Origin of the sequence: Geobacillus zalihae NBRC 101842 (genome assembly GCF_001544135.1) — a bacterium.
Lineage (GTDB): Bacteria > Bacillota > Bacilli > Bacillales > Anoxybacillaceae > Geobacillus > Geobacillus zalihae.
Window position 1 is genome coordinate 16,596 of record NZ_BCPV01000010.1, and the last position, 22,761, is coordinate 39,356.

19 protein-coding genes and 1 other annotated feature are annotated in these 22,761 nt (G+C 54.4%); of the genes, 6 read left to right on the forward strand and 13 right to left on the reverse strand.

Translation table 11 applies throughout. The features are described from left to right. Positions 1–24 precede the first annotated feature (24 nt). From tpx to sppA, 5 genes are all read right to left on the reverse strand, one after another. On the reverse strand, positions 25–525 hold the full coding sequence (gene tpx / locus GZ1_RS04985) for a thiol peroxidase (protein ID WP_015375628.1): 501 nt from the start codon (positions 523–525) through the stop codon (positions 25–27). A 124-nt stretch (positions 526–649) separates the two neighbouring features. Next, positions 650–1,114: a GerW family sporulation protein gene (ytfJ, locus tag GZ1_RS04990; protein ID WP_015375629.1), complete on the reverse strand. Its 465-nt coding sequence runs from the start codon at positions 1,112–1,114 to the stop codon at positions 650–652. A 12-nt stretch (positions 1,115–1,126) separates the two neighbouring features. Beyond that, complete coding sequence (locus GZ1_RS04995) at positions 1,127–1,816, reverse strand: DUF2953 domain-containing protein (RefSeq protein WP_060788016.1); 690 nt, start codon at positions 1,814–1,816, stop codon at positions 1,127–1,129. A gap of 109 nt (positions 1,817–1,925) precedes the next feature. Next, complete coding sequence (locus GZ1_RS05000; RefSeq protein WP_013524344.1) at positions 1,926–2,396, reverse strand: RDD family protein; 471 nt, start codon at positions 2,394–2,396, stop codon at positions 1,926–1,928. A gap of 12 nt (positions 2,397–2,408) precedes the next feature. Beyond that, positions 2,409–3,416 carry a signal peptide peptidase SppA gene (gene sppA / locus GZ1_RS05005; protein WP_060788017.1) on the reverse strand — a complete coding sequence of 336 codons (1,008 nt, stop codon included), beginning with the start codon at positions 3,414–3,416 and terminating at the stop codon, positions 2,409–2,411. A gap of 107 nt (positions 3,417–3,523) precedes the next feature. On the opposite strand from sppA, the gene GZ1_RS05010 reads away from it, so the two are divergent. After that, entirely contained in the window at positions 3,524–4,327 is an 804-nt protein-coding gene (locus GZ1_RS05010) for an NAD kinase (RefSeq protein WP_060788018.1), read from the forward strand. Positions 4,328–4,490: 163 nt separating this feature from the next. Here the strand turns inward: GZ1_RS05010 and mbcS are convergent, their stop codons facing one another. The 5 genes from mbcS to ezrA all read right to left on the reverse strand — a co-directional run bounded on the left by mbcS (position 4,491) and on the right by ezrA (position 10,928). Further along, positions 4,491–6,083 (reverse strand): acyl-CoA synthetase MbcS, encoded by a 1,593-nt coding sequence (mbcS, locus tag GZ1_RS05015; protein WP_060788019.1) that lies wholly within the window; start codon positions 6,081–6,083, stop codon positions 4,491–4,493. 137 nt (positions 6,084–6,220) lie between these two features. Then, the gene (locus GZ1_RS05020) at positions 6,221–6,424 is read right to left on the reverse strand and encodes an alpha/beta-type small acid-soluble spore protein (protein WP_011232268.1); all 204 of its coding nucleotides are present in this window, start codon (positions 6,422–6,424) and stop codon (positions 6,221–6,223) included. Between the two features lie 81 nt (positions 6,425–6,505). Then, positions 6,506–7,714, reverse strand: coding sequence for a tRNA uracil 4-sulfurtransferase ThiI (gene thiI, locus GZ1_RS05025; RefSeq protein ID WP_060788020.1), 1,209 nt, complete (start codon positions 7,712–7,714; stop codon positions 6,506–6,508). 1 nt (position 7,715) lies between these two features. Next, positions 7,716–8,861, reverse strand: coding sequence for a cysteine desulfurase family protein (locus tag GZ1_RS05030; protein WP_060788040.1), 1,146 nt, complete (start codon positions 8,859–8,861; stop codon positions 7,716–7,718). A gap of 363 nt (positions 8,862–9,224) precedes the next feature. Beyond that, positions 9,225–10,928, reverse strand: a complete 1,704-nt coding sequence (ezrA, locus tag GZ1_RS05035; RefSeq protein ID WP_060788021.1) for a septation ring formation regulator EzrA — start codon at positions 10,926–10,928, stop codon at positions 9,225–9,227. 195 nt (positions 10,929–11,123) lie between these two features. Between ezrA and hisJ the strand changes: the two genes are divergently transcribed. Together hisJ and msrC are read left to right on the forward strand one after the other, a co-directional pair. Beyond that, complete coding sequence (gene hisJ, locus GZ1_RS05040; RefSeq protein ID WP_015375635.1) at positions 11,124–11,948, forward strand: histidinol-phosphatase HisJ; 825 nt, start codon at positions 11,124–11,126, stop codon at positions 11,946–11,948. Positions 11,949–12,040: 92 nt separating this feature from the next. Next, on the forward strand, positions 12,041–12,517 hold the full coding sequence (msrC, locus tag GZ1_RS05045; protein WP_015375636.1) for a free L-methionine (R)-S-oxide reductase MsrC: 477 nt from the start codon (positions 12,041–12,043) through the stop codon (positions 12,515–12,517). 54 nt (positions 12,518–12,571) lie between these two features. Here msrC and GZ1_RS05050 read toward each other — a convergent pair whose 3' ends face one another. Further along, positions 12,572–14,431: a sensor domain-containing diguanylate cyclase gene (locus tag GZ1_RS05050; protein WP_081132779.1), complete on the reverse strand. Its 1,860-nt coding sequence runs from the start codon at positions 14,429–14,431 to the stop codon at positions 12,572–12,574. A gap of 310 nt (positions 14,432–14,741) precedes the next feature. Between GZ1_RS05050 and rpsD the strand changes: the two genes are divergently transcribed. Continuing rightward, entirely contained in the window at positions 14,742–15,344 is a 603-nt protein-coding gene (gene rpsD, locus GZ1_RS05055) for a 30S ribosomal protein S4 (protein ID WP_011232276.1), read from the forward strand. Positions 15,345–15,391: 47 nt separating this feature from the next. Here the strand turns inward: rpsD and tyrS are convergent, their stop codons facing one another. Continuing rightward, on the reverse strand, positions 15,392–16,651 hold the full coding sequence (gene tyrS, locus GZ1_RS05060; protein ID WP_060788022.1) for a tyrosine--tRNA ligase: 1,260 nt from the start codon (positions 16,649–16,651) through the stop codon (positions 15,392–15,394). A gap of 50 nt (positions 16,652–16,701) precedes the next feature. After that, positions 16,702–16,926: a binding site (T-box leader), on the reverse strand. A 155-nt stretch (positions 16,927–17,081) separates the two neighbouring features. Between tyrS and GZ1_RS05065 the strand changes: the two genes are divergently transcribed. Then, complete coding sequence (locus GZ1_RS05065; protein ID WP_060788023.1) at positions 17,082–19,832, forward strand: transglycosylase domain-containing protein; 2,751 nt, start codon at positions 17,082–17,084, stop codon at positions 19,830–19,832. 355 nt (positions 19,833–20,187) lie between these two features. Here GZ1_RS05065 and acsA read toward each other — a convergent pair whose 3' ends face one another. Further along, positions 20,188–21,903, reverse strand: coding sequence for an acetate--CoA ligase (acsA, locus tag GZ1_RS05070; RefSeq protein ID WP_011232280.1), 1,716 nt, complete (start codon positions 21,901–21,903; stop codon positions 20,188–20,190). Between the two features lie 174 nt (positions 21,904–22,077). Between acsA and GZ1_RS05075 the strand changes: the two genes are divergently transcribed. Continuing rightward, on the forward strand, positions 22,078–22,710 hold the full coding sequence (locus GZ1_RS05075; protein WP_011232281.1) for a GNAT family N-acetyltransferase: 633 nt from the start codon (positions 22,078–22,080) through the stop codon (positions 22,708–22,710). Positions 22,711–22,761: the final 51 nt, after the last annotated feature.

Here is a 22,761-nt window from a genome sequence, read left to right on the forward strand (position 1 = left end):
CCCGAACGGGTCGGGGCCTTTTCATTATTTCGCCGCTTTCGCCGCTTCAATCGCCGCTTCGTAGTTCGGATGGTTCGTCACTTCCGGCACGTATTCGACATACGTCACTGTGTCATGGCTGTCGATGACAAACACGGCGCGGGCAAGCAGGCGCAGTTCTTTGATCAAGACGCCGTATGCTTGTCCGAACGAAACATCGCGATGGTCGGACAACACTTGAACGTTCTCAATGCCGGCGGCGCCGCACCACCGCTTTTGCGCAAACGGCAAATCGACGCTGATCGTCAACACTTTCACATTGTCGAGCTTTGCCGCTTCCTCGTTAAACCGGCGCGTTTGCGCGTCGCAAACCCCGGTGTCGAGCGACGGAACAACGCTGATCAGGCGGACGTGTCCTTTCGTATCCGCGAGCGTCACTTCCTGCAAGTTTTGATCAAGCACGGTGAAATCCGGCGCTTTGTCGCCGACTTTCACTTCGTTGCCGACAAGCGTCACCGGCTGCCCTTTAAACGTCACATAGGCCATGGGTTCTCTCCCCCTTTAGAAAAAATATGTACTACTTCCATACTAAAACGCGGAACGGAATTTTTCAACGATTTTGTCCGTTCATGACAGCGGACAAACAAAAGGCCGGACGCCAACGGTCCGGCTAAATGTCAAAGTCGTCTGCTTTTTGGCCTGCGGCGCCGTCTTTCTTGTTTTTCTTCAGCATCGCCTGAATCTTCTCAAACGCCTGCGGCGCGACATCGAGAATTTTTTCGTATAAGTGCGTGCTTTCATCCAAATGGAGCAGCTTCACCCCGGACGAGTTGACGACGAGAAACGCAATCGGCGTAATCGAGACGCCGCCGCCGCTGCCGCCGCCAAACGGATGTCCGTTCCCTTGGGCCTGCCCGTTCCCGCCGGCTTGCGCCCCTTGGTGGCCGTTTTGCTGGCCGTCAAGCATAAACTCGCTGCCGCCGGCGGCAAAGCCAAACCCGACTTTCGAGACGGTCAAAATGACACTCCCGTCAGGCGTCTCCACCGGGTCGCCGATAATGGTATTGACGTCGATCATTTGTTTTAAGTTTTCCATCGCTGTTGTCATCAGCCCTTGAATCGGATGGTTCGTCATCGGTCATTCCTCCTAGTAGCCTTCATTTGCCTGCTTGGCCGCCAATGGGTTTCGCTTTGGCGGCCGCTGTCCGCGCCAATGTTTGACCACTCGCAATCCTGCTACCATAGCATGCCCGATTCGAAACTGAATCATACATAAAAACACCGTTTCTGAAGCGGCCCGATCGTAGGCCGGAACGATGGCGACAGCCGGAGTTGTTTTCATGTTCATATAGCGGCTCGCAGCACCGATGATCATGTATTTCAGCGACCAGCCAAGCCCCACGAGCAAGCCCGTTGACGCGGCGTCGCCGGTGCCGATTCTCGTTTTCCACTCCCATTTCGTAATCGTCACGTGGCGGTAAAATTGTTTCATAATTTCATGCAAGTCGACGACTTGCTCGAGAAACCGTTTCAGCTGCCGAAACAGGTCGGCGATTTTTTTTAGGGTCAATTTCCCTTTCTTTTCCTCCTTCCCGCGCGTTCCCTCCACTCCTTTTTTATGGAGAAACGCCACCCCCGGCGCATCCGAATCCATTTCTACTTTGATGAGCGGAATGCGGACGGTGTAGCGGAGGAGGCCAAACAGCGTGCGCACCACGATTTTGCATTCATCGTCGTCTTTCATATGGCGAAACACGACCGTCACCGACACTTTCATCCAGGCGACAAGAAGAAGCAAAAGAACAACTGTTGCGATGACCGCGATGATTGCTTTCAATGTCCGCCCTCCCTTTCATCATCCATTGTCGCCATCTAGAAAAAAAATAAACCTGCCGTTTCGGCAGGCGGACATTGGTTGACGGTCCGTTCTTGATGCAGACGGATTGTTACTCGCGGACAACGATCGTATCGGCGAACTGGTCATGCATCCCTTTTTTCTTTTCGGAAAACGCAACAAACAAAAAACCGATGAACAGCAATTTTTTCGCGATGAATTTGCCGACGACTTCGCGAAACAACACGGTCAGCCAGGTGAGCGGCTCGCCGCGCTCATCGACCACTTTTAAGCCGAACACCATTTTGCCAAGCGTCTGCCCAAACGCTTTCGTCATCAACACGAAATAGGCGTAAAAGACGACGGCGGCCGCGACCGCCGCTGGCGCGAACAAACCGTCCTGCGCAAGCGGCCAATCGAACAGGCGAAAAAGCGGCCAAACGATGAGCCGGTTGAGGCTCGAGACAACAATGACATCAAGGCAATACGCCCAAAAACGAAGCCAAAAGCCGCCGTAGCAGAGGGGGCGCTCTGCCGGCGGGAGATGATCCGCCAGCGTCGCCGTTATTTGCATGTCCGTCATGTTTCCACTCCTTTATTCGGCGTATAAATACATAAGCCGCGGCGAGGATGGGCGCGACAACAGGCGGATGAGCCCGGCCGCCTCGCTGTCCGGCTTCATCCGGTTCGACACCATCTCAAAGAGAGAGCTCCACGGCGCATCGTTCACGTATTTTACGACTTGAGCGCCGGTTAAATGATGCTCTTTTTTGAGCGCAGCGATCGCGTCATCCAAGTAGCCGAACTCGTCGACAAGGCGGAGCGCCTTCGCCTGTCGCCCGTCATAAATGCGGCCGTCCGCCAGCTTGCGCACCGTGTCTTCCGGCAGCTTTCTCCCTTTGGCTACCACATCAACAAACGCATCATACGAATCATTGATCAGCTGCTGCAAAATCTCCCGTTCCGCTTCGGTCATTTTGCGCGCCGGATTCATGATGTCTTTGTACGGCCCGCTTTTGATCGTGACAAGCTCCACGCCGTACTTCTTTGCCAGCCCTTCATAGTTGACGCTTTGCATGATGACGCCGATGGAGCCGGTGATCGTCTCCGGGCTGGCGAAAATTTTATCGCCGGCCGCCGCGATATAGTAACCGCCCGAGGCGGCCATGGCCCCCATCGATACGTAAATCGGCTTGTTCGTCTTCTTTTTCAGCTTCATCAGCTGATCGTAAATTTCCGCGCTTTCCGCGACACCGCCGCCCGGCGAATTGATGTGCAAGATGATCGCTTTGACGTTTTGATCCTCTTTCGCCTGTTTGATCATTTGCAAAAACGTTTGGTGGTTGTACTGTGATGAGGAAAGAAACGACTCCGCTTCCCCCGCATCTTGAATAACTCCGTTCACTTCCAACACAGCGATTTTTTTCAACGGGTCGCCCTCGGCGATGACTTCTTCGCTAAATGGCGACTCCATGAGCGCCAGCCAGCTTTCCGACCAGCCGCCGGCCTTGTCGGACAAAAGAACGCCAACCGCTTGAACAAGCACCGAGATCACAAACAAGGCGGCGGCGATGGCCAACGCGGTCCATCGTTTTCGATTCATCGTCTTCCCCCCTGCATCGGCTGCCCATATTTTTAGAATCCTGGCAAACGTGGTACAATATTCATTGTACATCGATTGATTAGATGATGCCAGCAGGAGGGCAAAACATGGATATGGAACGCAACCGTCTTTATTTTTTTTATAAGCGCGACGACAAGCTCATCGAACGGGTGAAGCCGCTCATGGAGCTGGCAGAGCACGGTCCGTTTGTTGTCGTCGACGACTATCGGGAAGCGAACATCATCGTCAGCATCGGGGATGACGGCGCGTTTTTGCAGGCGGTGCGGCAGACGGGATTTCTTCCTGACCGTTTGTACGTCGGCGTGTCCGTCTTGCCGGCGCGCGGGTTTTACTGCGATTTCCATATTGACGACATCGATCATATGGTGGAAGCGGCGAAAAATTGGAAACTCGAAGTGCGGCGCTACCCAATCATCGAAGTGACGATCGACGGCGCGGCTTCGTTTTTCTGCTTAAACGAATGTTCGATCCGCTCGCAAATCATTAAAACGATGGCGATCGACGTTTTCATCGACGACTTGCATTTCGAGACGTTCCGCGGCGACGGCATCATCGTTTCGACGCCGACCGGCAGCACCGGCTACAATAAATCGGTGCACGGAGCGGTCGTCGATCCGCTCTTGCCGTGCTTTCAAGTGAGCGAACTCGCCTCGCTCAACAGCAACCGCTATCGGACGCTCGGCTCGCCGTTCATTTTGAGCGGCTCGCGGACGTTGACGCTGAAAATGTCGGAAGAAACAAGCCATTTTCCGATCATCGGCCTCGACAATGAAGCGCTCAGCATCCAGCATATTGAGCGGATTGACATTCGTTTAAGCGACCGGGTGGTCAAAACGGTGCGCTTGAAAGACAATTCGTTCTGGGATAAAGTGAAACGCGTCTTTTTGTGAAGCGTGTGTCTGTTCTCCCGGCAAAACACCGGATCTAAAATGGCGAATCCGTTCGACGCGCATGCGGCAAGAGGGTGTCTCGCAACGAGACACCCTCTTGTTTGGTCGCCGCGCGGACATCGCTCCGCTTCTGGCAACGGCCAGCTCAACCGGCTCTTTCTGCTTACGACGACCGGCCGGCAAGGCGGGCTTCCCGCTCGCGCAGCTCGACGCGGCGGATTTTTCCGGACGCCGTTTTCGGCAAATCGTCGACAAACTCGATTTTACGCGGGTATTTGTACGGCGCCGTCAACTGTTTCACATGTTCTTGCAGGGCCGGAATCAGAGACGGATCGTCTTTGTCGACCCCGTCGCGCAGCACGACAAACGCTTTGACAACATGGCCGCGCACTTCATCCGGACTGGCGATGACGGCGCACTCTTTTACGGCTGGGTGCTTGACAAGCGCGTCTTCGACTTCAAACGGGCCGATCGTATAGCCGGCGCTGATGATGATGTCATCCCCGCGGCCTTCAAACCAGAAATAGCCGTCTTCGTCTTTGCGCGCTTTGTCTCCCGTAATGTAGTAGTCGCCGCGGAACTGCATCGCTGTCCGCTCCGGATCTTTGTAATAATACTTAAACAGCGCCGGCGTCTCGATATGGACGGCGATGTCGCCGACTTGTCCGGGCGGGCACGGCTCGCCGTTTTCATCGATAATTTCGACGCGGTTGCCTGGCGTCGGTTTCCCCATCGAACCCGGCTTGATGGGCATTCCTTTCATGACGCCGACAAGCAGCGTGTTTTCTGTCTGGCCGTAGCCGTCGCGCACTTCGACGCCGAAATGCTTGGCAAACGTGTCGATCACTTCGCGGTTGAGCGGCTCTCCGGCGGACACGGCGCTGTGCAAATGAGATAGATGATAGCGGCCGATGTCCGGCACTTTCGCCATCAAACGATACTCGGTCGGCGTGCAGCACAGCACATTGATGTTGTATTTTTCCAATAGCTGCAAATATTTTTCCGGCTCAAAGCGGCCGTAGTAGACGAAACCGGTCGCCCCCGAGCCGAGCACCGATAAAAACGGGCTCCAAATCCATTTTTGCCATCCCGGTCCGGCCGTCGCCCAAACGAGGTCGCCTTCTTCAATGCACAGCCAGTTTTTCGCAGCCGTGCGCAAGTGGGCGTACGCCCAACCATGGCAATGGACGACCCCTTTCGGATTGCCGGTCGTGCCGGATGTGTACGACAAAAACGCCATATCATCGCGCGAGGTATCCGCCGCCTCAAGCGTTTCGCTCTCTTTGGCCATGGCGTCTTCAAGCGGAATCCATCCGTCCCGGGGTTCCCCGATGACGAACTTCGTCAAACGTTCGATGCCGTCAATCGGCGCAAATTCGTCCGTATACGGCGCATAAGCGACAACCGCCTTCGCTTCGCTATGGACGAGCCGATATTGCAAATCCTTTGTCCGCAGCATCTCCGAGCTTGGGATGACGACAAGCCCGGCTTTGAGCGCCCCTATATACACTTCGTATGTTTCAATGAGGCGCGGCATCATGACGAGCACTTTATCGCCTTTTTCGAGCCCATGCGATAAGAAAGCGTTTCCAATTTGGTTGGCGCGCGCCATCAAGCGGCCGTATGTAATCTCTTTCGTTTCGCCTTGCTCGCTCTCCCATTTCAACGCGATCCGATCCGGGCCGGCGGCCGCATGCCGTTCCATTTCCGATGTTAAATTGTAGCGCTCGGGAGCAATCAAGTCTTCCCGCCTCATCGTTCCTCTCCCCCTCTGTCTTGTTTCACCTTGGTCGGCATCTTTATTATACAAAATAGTCGTTCTATTTTGAATACCGTTTTTCTCATATGAAAGCGGCGGGGAATGCCCCCGCCGCGTAAGCCATCATGATGAAATTAGAATTGGCGTGCGCCGCCCAATTGTTGCTGCGCCATGGCTACGAGACGTTTCGTGATCTCACCGCCGACCGAACCGTTGGCGCGCGAAGTCGTGTCAGCGCCTAAGTTCACGCCAAATTCTTGAGCGATCTCATATTTCATTTGCTCCAGCGCTTGTTGCGCACCCGGAACGAGCAGTTGATTGCTGTTGTTGCGTGCCATCTGTTTTCACCTCCTTGTACCTATAGAATGTGTGAAAACAGATGGCGATATGCAGCGATGCTTTTTGGTAAATTTTGAGATTCAAAACAGCTCGGCAAACTCATCGCCCTGCCCTGTTTCTTCATCAATGACGAGCGTTTCTGTGTCATTGACTGCCTTTTCCAGAAGCGGAGCGAGGTCGAGCTGGCTCTCATAATGGAGCACTTTTTCTTTTTTCGGCTTCGTTTTCGGCGCTCTTGGCGTAAAAATGGTGCAACAGTCTTCATACGGAAGAATGGAAATATCATGTGTGCCGATTTGCTTCGCCAGCTCGATAATTTCAAGTTTATCCATCGAAACAAGCGGGCGCAAAATCGGGGTATTTGTCACCTCATTGATCACGTACATGCTTTCTAGCGTCTGGCTCGCGACTTGGCCGAGGCTTTCGCCCGTGACGATCGCCAACGCCCGCTGGCGGCGGCGCAACGCATCGGTGATCCGAAGCATCGCCCGCCGAGTGGAAATGAGCGAGTACTCGTTCGGAACTCCTTGATAAATGGCTTGTTGCACTTCCGTAAACGGCACGATGTGAAGCTTGATTCTCCCGCCGTATGTCGTCAACTTGCGCACAAGGTCAATCACTTTTTGCTTCGCCCGTTCGCTTGTAAACGGCGGGCTGAAAAAGTGGACGGCTTCAATTTCCAAACCGCGCTTCATCGCCAAATAACCAGCAACCGGGCTGTCAATGCCGCCGGAGAGCATAAGCATCGCCTTGCCGCTCGTTCCGACCGGCAGGCCGCCGGCGCCGAAAATGTCGCGGCACGTGACATATGTCCCGTCTTGGCGCACTTCAATGCGCACGTCAATATCCGGCTCGCGCACGTTGACCGTAAGTCCATCCGTCTGCCGCAAAATATGCGCCCCCACCTCGTAGTTCAGCTCGTCGCTTCGATACGGAAACTGCTTGTCGACGCGGCGGGCGCTCACTTTAAACGTTTTTCCTTTGTATGGGAGCTGGCGGACGGCGGCGAGCGCCGTTTCCTTAATGGCGTCCAGATCGTTTTCGCACTTCATCGCCAGGCTGAACGAATGAATGCCAAAAACGGTTTTCAGCTTTTCGATGATCGGTTCATGCGGCTCGCCGTTTAATAAAATGTACATTCGGTCGCGCATATATTCAATCTGAATCCGCTCGAACGCCTGCAGTTTGCGGGCAATGTTGTTTTTAAGACGCCGGACGAAGATGTTCCGATTTTTTCCTTTCGTCGTCATTTCTCCGTAGCGGATCAAAATGCGGTCATAGTTCCTCATCTTATTCCGTTACCTCGCTTAATGTTTTGATCGCCTGCTTGATCGCTGCCACCGCCGGCGCGATTTCTTCCCGGCTGTTGTCAAACGACAAGCTGATGCGAATGCCGCGCTCGGCTCGGTCTTCACCAAGCCCCATGGCCAAAAGCGTCTTGCTCGGCGCCTTTTTTTTCGATGAACAGGCCGACGTCGTCGAAACGTATATTCCATTTTTTTCTAGTTCATGAACAAACACTTCCGGCTTCACGCCGCGCTTTAACGAAAAGTTGATGATATGAGGAGCGACGCCATCGCGCGGCGTGTTGATCTCGATGTCTGGAATCGCCGAGAGCGCTTCAAGCCACTCGTCTTTCAATGCTTGAAGCCGGCCGATGTCCCGCTCATACCGCTCCATGGCCAAGCGAAGCGCCTTTGCCATCGCCACGATGGCGGCGACGTTCTCCGTTCCGGACCGAAGCTGCCGCTCCTGCCCGCCGCCGGCAATCAACGGCGCCAAGCGGACGCCTTCACGGACGTAAAGCAAGCCGGCGCCGCGCAATCCGTGAAATTTATGCGCCGATATCGTGCATAAATCAACACCGGCTTGCTTCAAGTCGAGCGGCACTTTGCTGATCCCTTGCACCCGATCGACGTGAAACAATGTTTTCGGATAGCGGGCTAAAAGCGCGCCGATTTCTTCGATCGGCTGCACCGTGCCAACTTCGTTATTGACGTGCATGACCGACACGAGAATCGTATCGTCGCGCAGCGCTCGTTCCACTTGCTCAACCGATACCCTTCCTTCGCGGTCGACCGGCAAGTACGTCACCTCAAAACCAAGCTCCTCAAGCTGGCGGCACGGTTCAGCGACAGACGGATGCTCGATTTTCGTCGTAATGATATGCCGGCCGCGCCGCTCGTATTGCCAGGCGACCCCTTTGATGGCGAAATTGTTCGCCTCCGTTCCGCCGGAGGTAAAAACGATTTCATTCGGCTTAACGCGCAGCATGGCGGCGATTTGTTCACGCGCCTGCGCCAAAAGCCGCTCCGCCTTCATGCCCAGCCCATGGAGCGACGACGGATTGGCAAAATAGTTCGTTGCGACGGCGACGAACGAATCGACCACCTCGGGAAATGGTTTGGTCGTCGCACTGTTGTCAAGATAAATCATCGCTTCCATCCTCCGCTCATTGTCGGCAAAATATCGCTGTACATCGTCCATCTTAACCAAAACAGGCGCCAATCGGCAACGAAAACACACCGTCATTTACATTATTCACCAAAAACCCATTGAACAATCTCCCACCTGCGCTTAGAGGTGGGAGATTCTTGGGAACACCCGCCCCACGGCAGGCTGTCAGCCAAGCCATCCCCGTGCGTCCCACGGTTTGGCTGCCTTACGAAGACAGCAAACGAAGCCCCCTCATTCAAAATATTCCGGGCTTCGTTCCTGTTCGAGAGAAGAGGCAGAAAAGCTTGTGCTGTGTTTTTTAGTAAAATAATGGATAATCAATACTCGTGATCAGGTGGTTGATCACTGTTCCCGGCTGTTATCCTCCTGCCATAATTTCTGCACACGGTCAAACGCGCCCGGCTCGACTTCTTCAACGGCCGCCACCGCTTGCCGGAGCGCCTCCTCATAATCATAATGGCGAAATAAAAATTCGGCTTCTTCCAGCCCTTTGCGGACCGCTGGATAGCGGCGTCGGTAGCGATTGCCGTATTGAATCGTCCGCTCCGCCAGCGTCGCCTGTTCGATCATTTCCACCGTCCGCTCATACAACCGTTCCACAGCCGCTTTCGCCTCCTCCAACGCTTGGTCGACCGCCGGCATGTCAAGCGGCTTTTCTTCAAGACGCGCGGCAACGGCTTGCAAGCTGCGTCTCGCTTCCGCCAATTCAAGCGCATACGGTTCAGGCAGCCCCGGCAGCCGGCTTTTTTGCACAAGGCGGAGCGCCTCGGCCAATGTTTTTCTCATGCCGTCAAGCTTTTCGCGGGCGATCAATTCGTCTTTGCGCAGCGTCTGCAGCATCGTTCGAAACTGTTCATGCTCTTCCTTCATGAGGTCGATTTGGGACACAAGCTGCTCAAGCTCCTCTTTCAGGAGCGAATACGCTGTTTTCGCCTCGGCAACGCGGTCTTGAATGAGAAAAAACCGCTTTTGCAACTGGTGCAGCTGCTTTTCGATGCTCCGGTACTTTTCGAGGTCGCTTGGCGCCAAATGGTAGCTTTGCTGGACGAACAGCGCCTCGGCCTCGGTTTCCTTCGCCTCGGCGGCAAGCTCCTGAAGCATGCCGCTGAGGCGCGGCATTTCCGTTTGCACATATTGATGCGCGAGCACTTCGTTTTCGAGCAAATCGTAGAGCGCGTCGATCTCTTCTTTCAGCTCAGCGACAATCTGCTTCGCTTCTTCGATGCGCAGCTCATGGATCATGGCCAGACATTGCTCGATTTTTTCCCGTTTTTCCTGAAGCGTGCGCTCCATGTGCAAATGGTCAAGGATGTATCCGCGCTCTTCCATCTCTCGATAGCCATCAGCCAACTCAGCGAGCTGAGCTGGCAACGACGTTTGGCATTCGCCAAGAATTTTAGGAATTTCTTCCATCATGGATGTGAGCCGGCCGAGCTCTTCCTTCAACGTCAGAACCACATCGCGCGCCGCCAAATAGTTGCCGGCTTCCGTCAATTCGGCAAACCGCTGAAACTGCTTTTCCGCTTCCGTTAAACGGACGTCAAGCAAGTCGGCAGCCGAACCGAACGTATAACGGTAAGCAAGCAGCGCCTTTTTCGCTTCCCGGTGAGCCGCACGCAGCTCCTCGATCTCCGCCCGGCTTTGTTCCTCGCTGCCGATCAACTCATTCACTTCATGAATGATTTCATGCACTTCTTCCTCAAGATGACGCAATCCGTCGGCGATCTGCCCAAGCAGCCGGCGCGCCTGCCGGTAGCGGTATTTGTCGAGCAGCCGCTCCGCGTCAAACAGCTGTTCTTCCACATTCGGCAGCTTCACTGCCACAATGTCGTCCCATTGCTGGCGCCATCGTTCAAACAGCTGCTCCGTCTCCCCTGTCATATTCAGCTGTTTCACTTTCGCCAGCTCATCCGGCACCGGCCGGTTCATCAAGTTGATTTTCCATTCCTCGAGCCGATCGATTTCCCGGTACATCCGCTTCCGGTACACATGATTATATATGATTGCCCCCGCTCCGAGGAGCAGAACGATCCATGCCATTCCCATCCGCTGATGCCCTCCTTGCATTCAAGCTACTTCTATCGAACAAACGAAAATAGCGGAGAAGGCAAAAATATATGTTTTTCAATGTTTTTATGATACCATGTTAACGACATTTTTTGACCAAAATTTTTATTTTTTTTACAAGAATCTTCACTATTTTTGCTATGATACATAAGGGAGGAAGGAGGAAAATCGATCATGCGCGACGGGCATATTCATACGCCGTTTTGTCCGCACGGAAGCCAAGATCCGCTTGAGGCCTATGTAGAGCGCGCGATCGAACTGGGCTATACCGACATTTCCTTTACGGAGCACGCCCCGCTTCCTGAGCGGTTTATCGATCCAACGCCCAACCAGGACTGTTCGATGAAGCTTAGCCAGCTTGAGCGCTATTTGCACGCCGTCGCTGAGGTGAAAGCCCGCTACCGAAACGACATTGCCATCCGTGTCGGGCTCGAAGTCGATTTTATTCCTGGCTTTGAGGAAGAAACAACCCGCCTGCTCGACGAGGTCGGCCCGCTGCTTGACGACAGCATTTTATCGGTTCACTTTTTGGCCCACGAAGGGCAATATGTATGCCTTGATTACAGCGAAGATATGTTCGCCGACATCGTCCGCTTGTTCGGATCGGTCGAACGCGTCCACCGCGCCTACTACGAAACGGTGCGGCAATCGATCCGCACGGAGCTTGGCCGCTACAAACCGAGACGCATCGGCCATATGACGCTTGTGCGCAAGTTCCAACGCCGTTTCCCATGCTTGGAACCAATGGATGAGTGGATTGTTGCCATTCTCGATGACATCAAGCAGTTCGGCTATGAATTGGACTACAACGGCGCCGGCGCCGCCAAACCGCTCTGCCTTGAGCCGTATCCGCCGGGCGGCGTGATCGCCGAGGCGCGGCGGCGGGGCATCCCGATCGTCTACGGATCCGACGCCCATCGCGCCGCCGACTTGCACCAAGGACGGGAGAGGATGGACCGCGAGGCGCTTTCGGTTGACAACCGCCCGCAGCCGTCATAAAATAGGCGAATCAGCCATTTCCCTGCTTGCATCCTGCTGGATGTTGAGGCCAGAGTCCTGCTCCAACCATGATGAAAAAGGAGGCTAGTTCTATGTTTCGTCCCATGGCTTACAACGGAACACGCGAAGAAAATTACGCGCTCGTCATCGAACAGCTGAAATCGCTCATTTCCGGGGAACCCAACTTCATCGCCAACTTGGCGAACGCAGCCGCCTTGCTCAACCAGTTTTTCACCGACATCAATTGGGTCGGGTTTTATCTCGCAGACGGCGAGGAGCTTGTGCTTGGCCCGTTCCAAGGCTTGCCGGCATGCGTGCGCATTCCGTTCGGCAAGGGGGTGTGCGGCACGGCGGCCGCCGAGCGGCGGACGGTGGTCGTTCCGGACGTTCACCAATTCCCGGGCCATATCGCCTGCGATGCAGCGTCTCAATCGGAAATCGTCGTGCCGCTCATCAAAGACGGACGCGTCATCGGCGTTCTTGACATCGACAGCCCGGTGAAAAACCGCTTCGATGACATCGACCGCCGCTACTTGGAGCAGTTTGCCAGCGTGCTCATGTCCGCCTGACGAAAAAAGCGCACCAAGCGCGAAGAAGGAATCCGCTTGCCCGGATTCCTTTTTTTACACCTTATACACATGACCGTCATCGTGCACAAAAATGCAGTTTTTTCCCATCTCCTTCGCCATATAAAGCGCGGCGTCAGCTCGTTTGAACAGCTGCTCTGCATCTTGAAAGCCGCCATGCCCCCACCATGATATGCCGCACGACACGGTCACCGCCGGGATCGTTTGCTCCCGCACTTTTTCCATGATGCGCCGGGCGACGGCAACGGCGTCGGACAGCGGCACGTTCGGCAAATACACCGCCAGCTCTTCCCCGCCCCAACGCGCCGCCACATCGCTGTCGCGAATGTTGGCGCGCATCGTCTCTGCCACTTGAACAAGCACTTCATCGCCTGTTTGATGGCCGTACACATCGTTGATTTGCTTAAAGTTGTCAATGTCAAGCAACATGAACGCTCCCGACGCATCGGTTCCCATCGACTGTTGGATCCGCTCGTCCAAGTAGCGGCGCGTATGCAGCTTTGTCAAATAATCGGTGACCACCATCTTCTCGAGCTCTTCGCGCAGCATCGCGTTCATAAACGCCAGCGTTGAATGTTGAACGAGGGATTCCAAGAGCTTGAACATCTCAAACGTAAAGCGGTACGGCTCGCTGGCGAGCGCAATGCACAGTCCCTTCGTTTCTTTGTTTTGCTGCATCGGCGCCGCCATGATGGAGCGAAATGGACCGAAAGCGGACACGCATACATCGCCGGCAAATAAAATGTCATTTCCGCTTTGGCGCCGCTTTTCCACCCATTCGATATAGGGCTCGGACCGATGGTCGAAAAAAAACGGCGTGCTGCCTGGAAAAAGCTCCCACTTGCCGTCGGCAAACCGGAAAAAACCGACTTCATCCGCGCCGAACGATTGTTGGATTTGCGATACCATGTACTCAATGGCTTCATGAAGCCGCGGCCGGGCGTTCAATTGGCGCATTGTGTCATTGATCAGCTGCAAATCGGAGACAAGCCGGCGCGACTGTTCATACAACTTGGCGTTCTCCAGCGCGCTTCCAGCCGTGCTCGCCAACAGCGAAATAAAATGAATCTCTCGTTTTGGAAATGGCGCAGCGTATGGGGCGATAATTTCAATCACCCCATACACCGCCTGCACCCCTTTAATCGGGGCGTACAGCACCGAGCGCGGCGGCGCCTCCATCTCCTCGCATTGCACTTGTCCAGTCAAAAACGCCCGCAACGCCGCCGTCTGTTTTTCCCTTTCATCCAATACAAGCGTTTTGATCGGCAAATTTCCGCGCAGATGGTTGTCATGCGACAACAGAAGGTGGTAGGTGAACGATGGATAGACGTTTTGCAGCGTGCGGATAATTTCTTCAAGCACAACATCGATATGCATCGAGGAATGAATTTTGGCGGCGAAGCGATGCAACTGTCCATACCGTTTCTCTTCGCCCTCTCCTTGCAGCACCGCGCTAAGCTTCCGGAACAATCGCGCCAAATCCGTCCGGATCTCCCACAACAACCGCTCGTCAAAACCGCCATCTTTTCGATACACGAGCTCGACCATCGCCGGCGTCTCATCAGAAAGCATGAAAAAGAGCCGGGCCGCCATATGCGGCCCACCGGCATCGACAACAGCGACTTTCCGCTCTCCATCAGCCGCGATCGGCAAAGCACTCGACTCCCCAACCGCTGCCGCTTCCGGATAAAAGACAGCCCGCACCGGGTCGTACAAATAAAAAACGGATTGCTCGAGCGCCAGCTCTTCTTTCAGCAGCGCGAGCAACTCGCCCGCCGCCGCCGAAAACGGCCCATCGTCCTGAAACGCTAAAAACCAGTGGAAAAATTTTTGTTTAAATGATTCATACCGCTTCATTTCTTCCTTGTTCATCGCCTTTTCCACCCAAACCGGCATCATCATTCCAAGCGAGAGAATGGGATGACAATTTTTTTCTAAAAATTGCATCTTTTATTATATCATACAAATCGAGAAGAGGGAAAACAAAATGTTGACTTTATCCTCTAAAAATCATATAATAGCCTTTGTGTAAAATATAGCAGCCTTTGTGCCCACCTTTATGGTTCATTTTGTTCCTCGGCCCGCCGAGGTGCATCGCGTAACTCTTAGCTGCGAGAGCGAGGATGCATGAAAACAAAATGGCCGTAATTGTTGGCGCACATCTGCTTTTATTTTACGGGAATAAAAGCGTAAGGAGGAGCAACGAATGGCTCGTTATACTGGCCCAATGTGGAAAATTTCCCGCCGCCTTGGCATCTCATTGAGCGGCACGGGGAAAGAATTGCAAAAACGTCCGTATCCGCCTGGCCAACACGGTCCAGGGCAACGGCGGAAATTGTCGGAATATGGCTTGCAGCTGCAAGAAAAACAAAAGCTGCGCCATATGTACGGCGTGAACGAACGCCAATTCCGCAAAACGTTTGAAGAAGCAGGCAAAATGCCGGGCAAACACGGCGAAAACTTCATGATTTTGTTAGAATCGCGCCTAGACAACCTCGTCTATCGCTTAGGGTTGGCCCGCACGCGCCGTCAAGCCCGCCAGCTCGTGACGCACGGCCACATTTTGGTCGACGGCAGCCGCGTCAACATCCCGTCGTACCGCGTCAAACCGGGACAAACGATCGCCGTTCGCGAAAAATCGCGCAACTTGCAAGTGATTAAAGAAGCGCTCGAAGCGAACAACTACATTCCAGATTACTTGACGTTCAATCCGGAAAAAATGGAAGGGACGTACACCCGCTTGCCGGAGCGTTCCGAACTGCCGGCGGAAATCAACGAAGCGCTCATCGTCGAGTTCTACTCGCGTTAAAGGCGCAAAAAAGATCCGAAATGCCGATGCATTTCGGATCTTTTTTCTTAGGCGTAGCGAATCAAATAATACTTTTTCTTCCCGCGGCGGATGACCGTAAACCGCCCCTCAAGGCGGTGTTCAGCCGTTAATATGGCTCCGACGTCTTGAAGGCGCTCGCCGTTGACGTAAATGGCGCCGTTTTGGATGTCTTCGCGCGCTTGCCGCTTCGATGGCGAAATGCCGGCAGAAACGAGCAGCTCGACAAGCGGAACGTCGCCTCCTTCATGAACGAATGACGGCACATCTTTGAACCCTTGCTCAATTTCCGCCGCTGTCAAATTGCCAATATCGCCGCTAAAGAGCGCTTCAGAAATGCGAATCGCTTGCCTGAGCGCCTCTTCGCCGTGCACGAGCTTTGTCACTTCCTCAGCAAGCGCCTTTTGGGCCGCCCGCTTCTCTGGGGCCTCACGAAGCTCTTGTTCAAGCGCTTCGATTTCCTCTTTCGACAGGAACGTAAAGTACTTCAAGTAACGGATCACATCGCGGTCATCGGTGTTGATCCAAAACTGGTAAAACTCGTACGGCGATGTTTTCTCTTTATCGAGCCAAATCGTGCCGCTTTCCGTTTTCCCGAATTTCGTGCCGTCCGCTTTCGTCACAAGCGGGATCGTCAAGCCAAACGCCCGCGCCTCGCCTTTCGTTTTGCGAATAAGCTCAAGCCCTGCCGTGATGTTGCCCCATTGGTCGCTCCCGCCGATTTGCAGGCGGCAGCCTTCCGTCTCGTACAGGCGGAGAAAATCGTATGCCTGCAGCATCATATAGCTGAACTCGGTAAATGAAATGCCCGTTTCGATGCGCGATTGAACCGACTCTTTCGCCATCATGTAGTTGACGCTGAAATGCTTGCCGACGTCGCGCAAAAACGTAATGACATCCAGCGGCCCGATCCAGTCGTAGTTGTTTTTGATTTTCGCCGGATTGCCGTCCGCTTCAAAATCTAAAAAGCGGCCGAGCTGTTCTTTAATACGCGCGCTCCATGCCTCGACGGTTTCTTTCGCATTGAGCGTGCGCTCGCTTTTTTTCCCGCTCGGGTCACCGATCAACCCCGTCGCTCCGCCGACTAGGGCGATCGGCCGGTGCCCAGCCTGCTGGAAGCGGCGCAGCGTCAAAATGGCGGCCAAGTTGCCGATATGCAAACTGTCCGCCGTCGGGTCAAACCCGCAGTAGAGCGTCACCCGCTCCTCATTCAACAGCTTGCGCAACCCGTCTTCATCCGTCGTTTGGTTGACGAGCCCGCGCCATTGCAATTCCGCAAGCAAATCCATGTCCTTCACCTCTCTATGAATGTCATGAAAAAGAAAACACCCGCCCGTCATGAAGGGGCGAGTGTTCGTCGCGGTACCACCCTACTTAGAAAGCATGGTGCTTTCTCACTCATTTGGGTAACGGCGCCGGCCGGCGGATGGCTACTAGGTGCCAAAACCGTTCGCCATCGCTGCTCAGGGAGGTAATTCACGCCTGCCTGTGGACTGGCTCGCACCGTCCGCCAGCTCTCTGCACCAGGGAGACAGCCGCTACTTGTTCCCATCATCGCTTTCTCATATGAAATATATACATTCTTATTACCATAGCGATGCACTCGCTGTCAACCCTAACGCTTTTCGCACAAACGGCGAAAAATCGGCAAAATTCCACAATGCCTCCCCTTCCTATGGTATACTGATATATAATGACTTGCCGCATAGGGGGGCTGGCATGAAGCGAAACCAACTTTCCATTTCTCTTGAAAAAGCGTGGCATTATTTTTCCCTTACATACGATGTGGTTTGGAACGTCATCTTCATTTTGCTCGTCGCCGCACTCTGCCTTGTCTGCTTTGCCATCGGCGCCGGCGCCGGCTATTTTGCCTTTTTGGTCAAAGATATGCCCGTTCCCTCTCCCGACGAGATGAAAAAGGAGATTTACCATTACGGCGAAACGAGCCACATGTACTTTGACGGCGGCGTATATTTAGGGCGGTTCCGGTCCGACCTTGACCGCGAGGCGGTGCCTCTTTCCGAGGTGTCGCCATACGTCGTGCAGGCGATCATCGCGACCGAAGACGAACATTTTTATGAACACGACGGCGTCGTTCCGAAGGCCGTCATCCGCGCCGTGTTTCAAGAGCTGACCAACTCGCCGGTCAAAAGCGGCGGGAGCACGCTTACGCAGCAGCTCGTCAAAAACCAGATGTTGACGAACGAGGTGTCGTTTGAGCGGAAGGCGAAAGAAATGCTGCTTTCGCTTCGTCTGGAGAAATTTTTTTCCAAAGAAGACATTTTAGAGGCGTATTTAAACGTCGTTCCGTTCGGCCGCAATTCTTCAGGGCGCAACATCGCCGGCATCCAAGCCGCGGCCCAAGGCGTCTTTGGCGTCAACGCCAAAGAGTTGAATCTCGCTCAAGCGTCGTTTTTGGCCGGGCTCCCGCAAAACCCGTTCGTCTACACCCCGTTTGCCGCTGACGGCAGCGTCAAACCGGACCTCTCGGCGGGATTGAAACGGATGAAAACGGTGCTGTACCGGATGAAACGGGCCGGCTACATCTCGGAAAAACAGTATAAGGAAGCGCTTTCCTATGATGTGGCGAAGCATTTGGCCGCCCCGAAGCCGTCGCCGTTTGAACAATATCCGTTTTTGACGATGGAGATTGAGCGGCGGGCGAAAGAGGTGCTCGCCGAGACGTTCGCCAAGCGCGACGGTTATAAGCCGGAAGAAGTGCAGCGCGAACCCGCTCGTTTCCGCCGCTATCTCGGCGAAGCGGAAAAAGCGCTGCGCCAAGGCGGATATCGGATTTATACGACGATCGACAAAAAGATTTATGAACAAATGCAGCGCATCGCTGCCCGCTACCCGTATTACGGAAGCGACAATGTGTATTACACCAAAGACAAGAAAACAGGGAAAACGATCCCCCATCGCCAACCGGTCGAAGTCGGGGCGATGCTCATCGAAAACAAAACGGGAAAAATCATCAGCTTCGTCGGCGGACGCGATTATGGGCGCGAGCAGTTGAATCACGCCACCCAGGCGCACCGGTCCAACGGGTCAACGATGAAACCGCTCTTAGTATACGCGCCGGCGATGGAGATGGGCGTCATCCAGCCGGCGACGATCATTCCCGACTTGCCGCTTTCGATCGGTTCATATGCGCCGAAAAACGCGGACGGAAAAACGCACGGGCTCGTCACGGCGCGCTATGCCTTGCAGCAATCGTTCAACATTCCGGCCGTTCGGACGTATATGAGAATTCGATCCCGCCATCCGATCGACTATTTGCATAAAATGGGGGTCACGAGCGTCGCCAAACAAGAAGAGGCCAATCCAGCTTTGGCGATCGGCGGGACGCACATTGGCGTCACGGTCGAGGAAAACGTCAACGCCTATGCGACGTTCGCCAATTACGGATCGTTCGTGGACGCTTACATGATTGAGAAGATTGTGGACAAAAACGGAAAGATCGTTTACAAACATCAAAGCAAACCCGTCCCGGTGTTTTCGCCGCAAACGTCGTACTTGATGATTGATATGATGCGCGACGTGCTTCACGGTGGAACGGCCTCGTCGGTGCCGCGCTACTTGACCTTTTCCGCCGATTGGGCGGGAAAAACCGGCACATCGCAAGACAAGCGCGATTCGTGGTTTATCGCCGTCAATCCGAACGTCACGTTCGGCGTTTGGATCGGCTATGACCGGCCGGCGCCGCTTGAGTCCCGCTACAAAGGGCTTTCCTACAGCCAGCGCACCCAGCTGTTATGGGCGCGGTTGATCAATGCTGCCTATCAAGAAAACCCGAAGCTCATCGCTCCGCCGAAGCGGTTTCTCATGCCAGGCGGCATCGTCCGCCGCGCTTACTGCGCCGCGAGCGGCTTCAGCCCGTCGGCCGCGTGCGAAAAAGCCGGGCTCGTCCGTTACGATCTGTACAATACGAAGTTTGCACCGCGGGAAGGAAGCGGCGAGGAAGTGATGGAAAGCCGGGTCGTCGTCATCGGCGGACGCCGCTATGTGGCGCTTGAGACGACGCCGGAAGAGTTTGTCACTCGCGAAGTGATCGTGAATCCGAAGCTTCTCGCCGATTGGGGGATCAACGGCGAAGGGCAGGCGGGCGATGCATCGCTCATCTCCACATTAAAGGAAAACGGCCGTCCACCGGCTCCACCCGCCGCTCGGCTTGCAGGGGGCAAGCTCGTCTGGAATCGCCATAACGAGCCGGATGTCATCGGCTACCGCGTCTATCTAGTGAACGAAACGGGGGAACGACGCCTCGCCGCCGCTGTTAAAGCGGACGAGGCAGCCTCGTTTTCGCCGCTGCAGCCGGGCGCCGCGTACTGCGTCACTGCTGTGGACATCGCCGGACAGGAATCGGCGCCGTCGAACCTCGTTTCGCTGCCGTCCGCCTCGCCGCCCAATTCCGGTCATCAAAAGAGCGGCGAGCCGTCTTCTCCCCCGCCGTCGGGTGACGTAGAATGACAAGGAGCTGACCCAAAAGATTGTCTTTCTTTGATTGGCTTTCTTTAGAAGATGCCATTCGTTTTGAATAAAGAGTTGGCGCGTATATATGGTGATCGAAAAGAGGGTGTCCCGATCCTTGTTGGGACACCCCTTCTTGTTTGGTGAAGATGGGGAAAGCACAACGATTTTCGCCAAATGGATGGTTCTTAAGCGAAGAGGAAACGGGCATGTATCAAGTTTTTCAAATGGAGAAATCACGCTGTTGGCCGCGTTTTCCGTTCCATCACCGTCTTTGCAGCCGCCCCGCTTCGGCCCCAGTCTGAAAAGAACAACAGCGCCTGGAACAGCGGATGTTCCAGACGCTTTTCGCTCATCAGTCTTCCATCGTCGACAAATCGCCGGTCGGCAAGTTGAGCTCCCACGCCTTTAGGACGCGGCGCATGATTTTCCCGCTCCGCGTTTTCGGCAGTTTGTCGCGGAACTCGATCTCACGCGGCGCGGCATGAGCGGCAAGCCCTTTTTTCACAAATTGGCGGATGTCTTCTTTCAGCTCCTCGGACGGCTCGTACCCTTCGCGAAGCGCGATGAACGCTTTGATGATTTCCCCGCGCACCGGATCCGGCTTGCCGATGACGCCGGCTTCGGCAACGGCCGGATGCTCGACGAGCTTGCTTTCGACTTCAAACGGCCCAACGCGCTCGCCGGATGTGTTGATGACATCGTCAACACGGCCTTGGAACCAGAAGTAGCCGTCTTCATCCATGTAGGCCGAATCGCCGGATACGTACCAGTCGCCGATAAAGTATGATTCATATTTTTGCGGGTTGTTCCAAATCGTTTTCATCATCGACGGCCAGCCTTTTTTGATGGCCAAGTTGCCCATCCGGTACGGCGGCAAGACGTTTCCTTGGTCATCAATGATCGCCGCCTCAACGCCCGGAATCGGTTTCCCCATCGATCCCGGCTTGATTTCCATGCACGGGTAGTTGCAAATGAGATGCCCGCCTGTTTCCGTCATCCACCACGTATCATGGATGCGGCGGCCGAACACTTTCATCCCCCAGCGGATGACTTCCGGGTTGAGCGGCTCGCCGACGCTCAAAATGTGGCGGAGCGAGCTTAAATCATATTTTTTCACGACTTCATCGCCGGCGCCCATCAGCATGCGGAACGCCGTCGGCGCGCTGTACCAGACGGTGACGCCGAAATCTTGGATCGTTTGATACCAAGCATCCGGGCTGAAGCGGCCGCCGACGATGACGCTTGACGCTCCGCACAGCCACGGGCCGAAGATGCCGTACGACGTCCCGGTCACCCACCCCGGGTCAGCCGTGCACCAGTAAATGTCGTCTTCTTTTAAGTCGAGCACCCATTTCGCCGTTTGATAGTGCTGAATCATCGCGTTATGGACGTGCAAAACGCCTTTCGGCTTGCCGGTCGAACCGGATGTGTAATGCAAAATCAAGCCGTCTTGGCGGTCGACCCATTCGATGTCGAAATGCTTGCTTGCCTCATTCATCCGCTTTTTCAAATCGATGTACGGCCCTTCCTCGACAATGCCGTCGCCGACCAAAAAGACGTACTTCAACTCCGGCAAATCGCCGACCGGCACGCGCGGCAGAAGCTCCGGCGTCGTAATGATCGCCTTCGCCCCGCTGTCTTCAAGACGGTCGCGCACCGCTCCTTCCATGAACGCCTCAAACAACGGCCCGACGATGGCGCCGGTTTTAATGATCCCAAGCACCGCAAAGTACAGTTCCGGAGAACGCGGCATGAACACGAACACACGGTCGCCCTTCTGAATGTCCGCCGCCTGTTTTAAGACGTTCGCCACCTTATTGGACATCTCTTTCATTTCTTTGAACGTATATTTCTCGTTCCGCACCGCGTCGCGGTAATAGAGCGCCACTTTATTTTTACGGAACGACTCAGCATGGCGGTCGATCGCCTCATACGCCATGTTGACTCGGCCCGTTTCATGCCAAGAAAACTCTTTCTCCACTTCCGACCATTGAAACTGTTTATATGTTTCTTCGTAGTTTTTCAAATTGTAGTCCCCTTGTATGACAGGAAGCCGTTCTGTGTTCATTCTCCGATCCCCCTTATGTAAGTGATTACATTTCTATTATAGTCGATTGAAAACCATTTCTCAATTTTTAAAATATTCCTCGTCCCCACTTTTTTGAAATTTTTTTGAACCGCACCAGCCGGCGCCGTTTTTATGTATAATGGAAGCAGAACGACCAATTCAGGTGGTGGACGAATGGAACATAAAAAAACGTATAACGCCAAAGAGCTGAAAACCCCGAAAGGAACGCTCCTCATCGAAGGGCCGGTGACGCCGGAAGCGTTGGCCAGCTATGAATTCCACCATGACCTCACTTCCTTCCGCCCGCCTGCCAAACAGCACAAAGCGTTGATCGAAATCGCCAAGCTGCCGGAAGGGCGGATCATCATCGCCCGCCGCGGCGAGGTGATTGTCGGGTATGTGACGTTTTTGTATCCTGATCCTCTCGAACGTTGGTCGGAAGGGAACATGGAAAATTTGCTCGAGCTTGGCGCCATTGAAGTCATTCCGGAGTTCCGCGGGTTTGGCGTCGGAAAAAATTTATTGATCGTCTCGATGATGGACGACGCCATGGAAGACTATATCATCATTACAACGGAGTATTATTGGCATTGGGATCTAAAAGGCACGGGGCTGAACGTATGGGAGTACCGAAAAGTGATGGAGAAAATGATGAACGCCGGCGGGCTCGTCTGGTATGCGACCGACGACCCGGAAATTTGCTCCCATCCGGCGAACTGCCTCATGGTCCGCATTGGCAAACGGGTCGACGCCGAATCGATTCAACGGTTCGACCGGCTTCGGTTTATGAACCGCTATATGTACTAGCTGAAATTCTCAGCTGTCCGGACGTTTGCGCCCGCCTTGCCGGTTGCGGGC

What these genes read in the sequence shown, in the direction of transcription:
- GZ1_RS05000 (WP_013524344.1), bottom strand. Translation starts at nt 2,396, where the DNA reads ATGACGGACATGCAAATAACGGCGACGCTGGCGGATCATCTCCCGCCG.
- rpsD (WP_011232276.1), top strand. Translation starts at nt 14,742, where the DNA reads ATGGCTCGTTATACTGGCCCAATGTGGAAAATTTCCCGCCGCCTTGGC.
- GZ1_RS05075 (WP_011232281.1), top strand. Translation starts at nt 22,078, where the DNA reads ATGGAACATAAAAAAACGTATAACGCCAAAGAGCTGAAAACCCCGAAA.
- sppA (WP_060788017.1), bottom strand. Translation starts at nt 3,416, where the DNA reads ATGAATCGAAAACGATGGACCGCGTTGGCCATCGCCGCCGCCTTGTTT.
- acsA (WP_011232280.1), bottom strand. Translation starts at nt 21,903, where the DNA reads ATGAACACAGAACGGCTTCCTGTCATACAAGGGGACTACAATTTGAAA.
- mbcS (WP_060788019.1), bottom strand. Translation starts at nt 6,083, where the DNA reads ATGAGGCGGGAAGACTTGATTGCTCCCGAGCGCTACAATTTAACATCG.
- GZ1_RS05010 (WP_060788018.1), top strand. Translation starts at nt 3,524, where the DNA reads ATGGATATGGAACGCAACCGTCTTTATTTTTTTTATAAGCGCGACGAC.
- GZ1_RS05020 (WP_011232268.1), bottom strand. Translation starts at nt 6,424, where the DNA reads ATGGCACGCAACAACAGCAATCAACTGCTCGTTCCGGGTGCGCAACAA.
- GZ1_RS05030 (WP_060788040.1), bottom strand. Translation starts at nt 8,861, where the DNA reads ATGATTTATCTTGACAACAGTGCGACGACCAAACCATTTCCCGAGGTG.
- msrC (WP_015375636.1), top strand. Translation starts at nt 12,041, where the DNA reads ATGTTTCGTCCCATGGCTTACAACGGAACACGCGAAGAAAATTACGCG.
- ytfJ (WP_015375629.1), bottom strand. Translation starts at nt 1,114, where the DNA reads ATGACGAACCATCCGATTCAAGGGCTGATGACAACAGCGATGGAAAAC.
- thiI (WP_060788020.1), bottom strand. Translation starts at nt 7,714, where the DNA reads ATGAGGAACTATGACCGCATTTTGATCCGCTACGGAGAAATGACGACG.
- GZ1_RS05050 (WP_081132779.1), bottom strand. Translation starts at nt 14,431, where the DNA reads ATGCCGGTTTGGGTGGAAAAGGCGATGAACAAGGAAGAAATGAAGCGG.
- hisJ (WP_015375635.1), top strand. Translation starts at nt 11,124, where the DNA reads ATGCGCGACGGGCATATTCATACGCCGTTTTGTCCGCACGGAAGCCAA.
- tpx (WP_015375628.1), bottom strand. Translation starts at nt 525, where the DNA reads ATGGCCTATGTGACGTTTAAAGGGCAGCCGGTGACGCTTGTCGGCAAC.
- ezrA (WP_060788021.1), bottom strand. Translation starts at nt 10,928, where the DNA reads ATGGGAATGGCATGGATCGTTCTGCTCCTCGGAGCGGGGGCAATCATA.
- tyrS (WP_060788022.1), bottom strand. Translation starts at nt 16,651, where the DNA reads ATGGATTTGCTTGCGGAATTGCAATGGCGCGGGCTCGTCAACCAAACG.
- GZ1_RS05065 (WP_060788023.1), top strand. Translation starts at nt 17,082, where the DNA reads ATGAAGCGAAACCAACTTTCCATTTCTCTTGAAAAAGCGTGGCATTAT.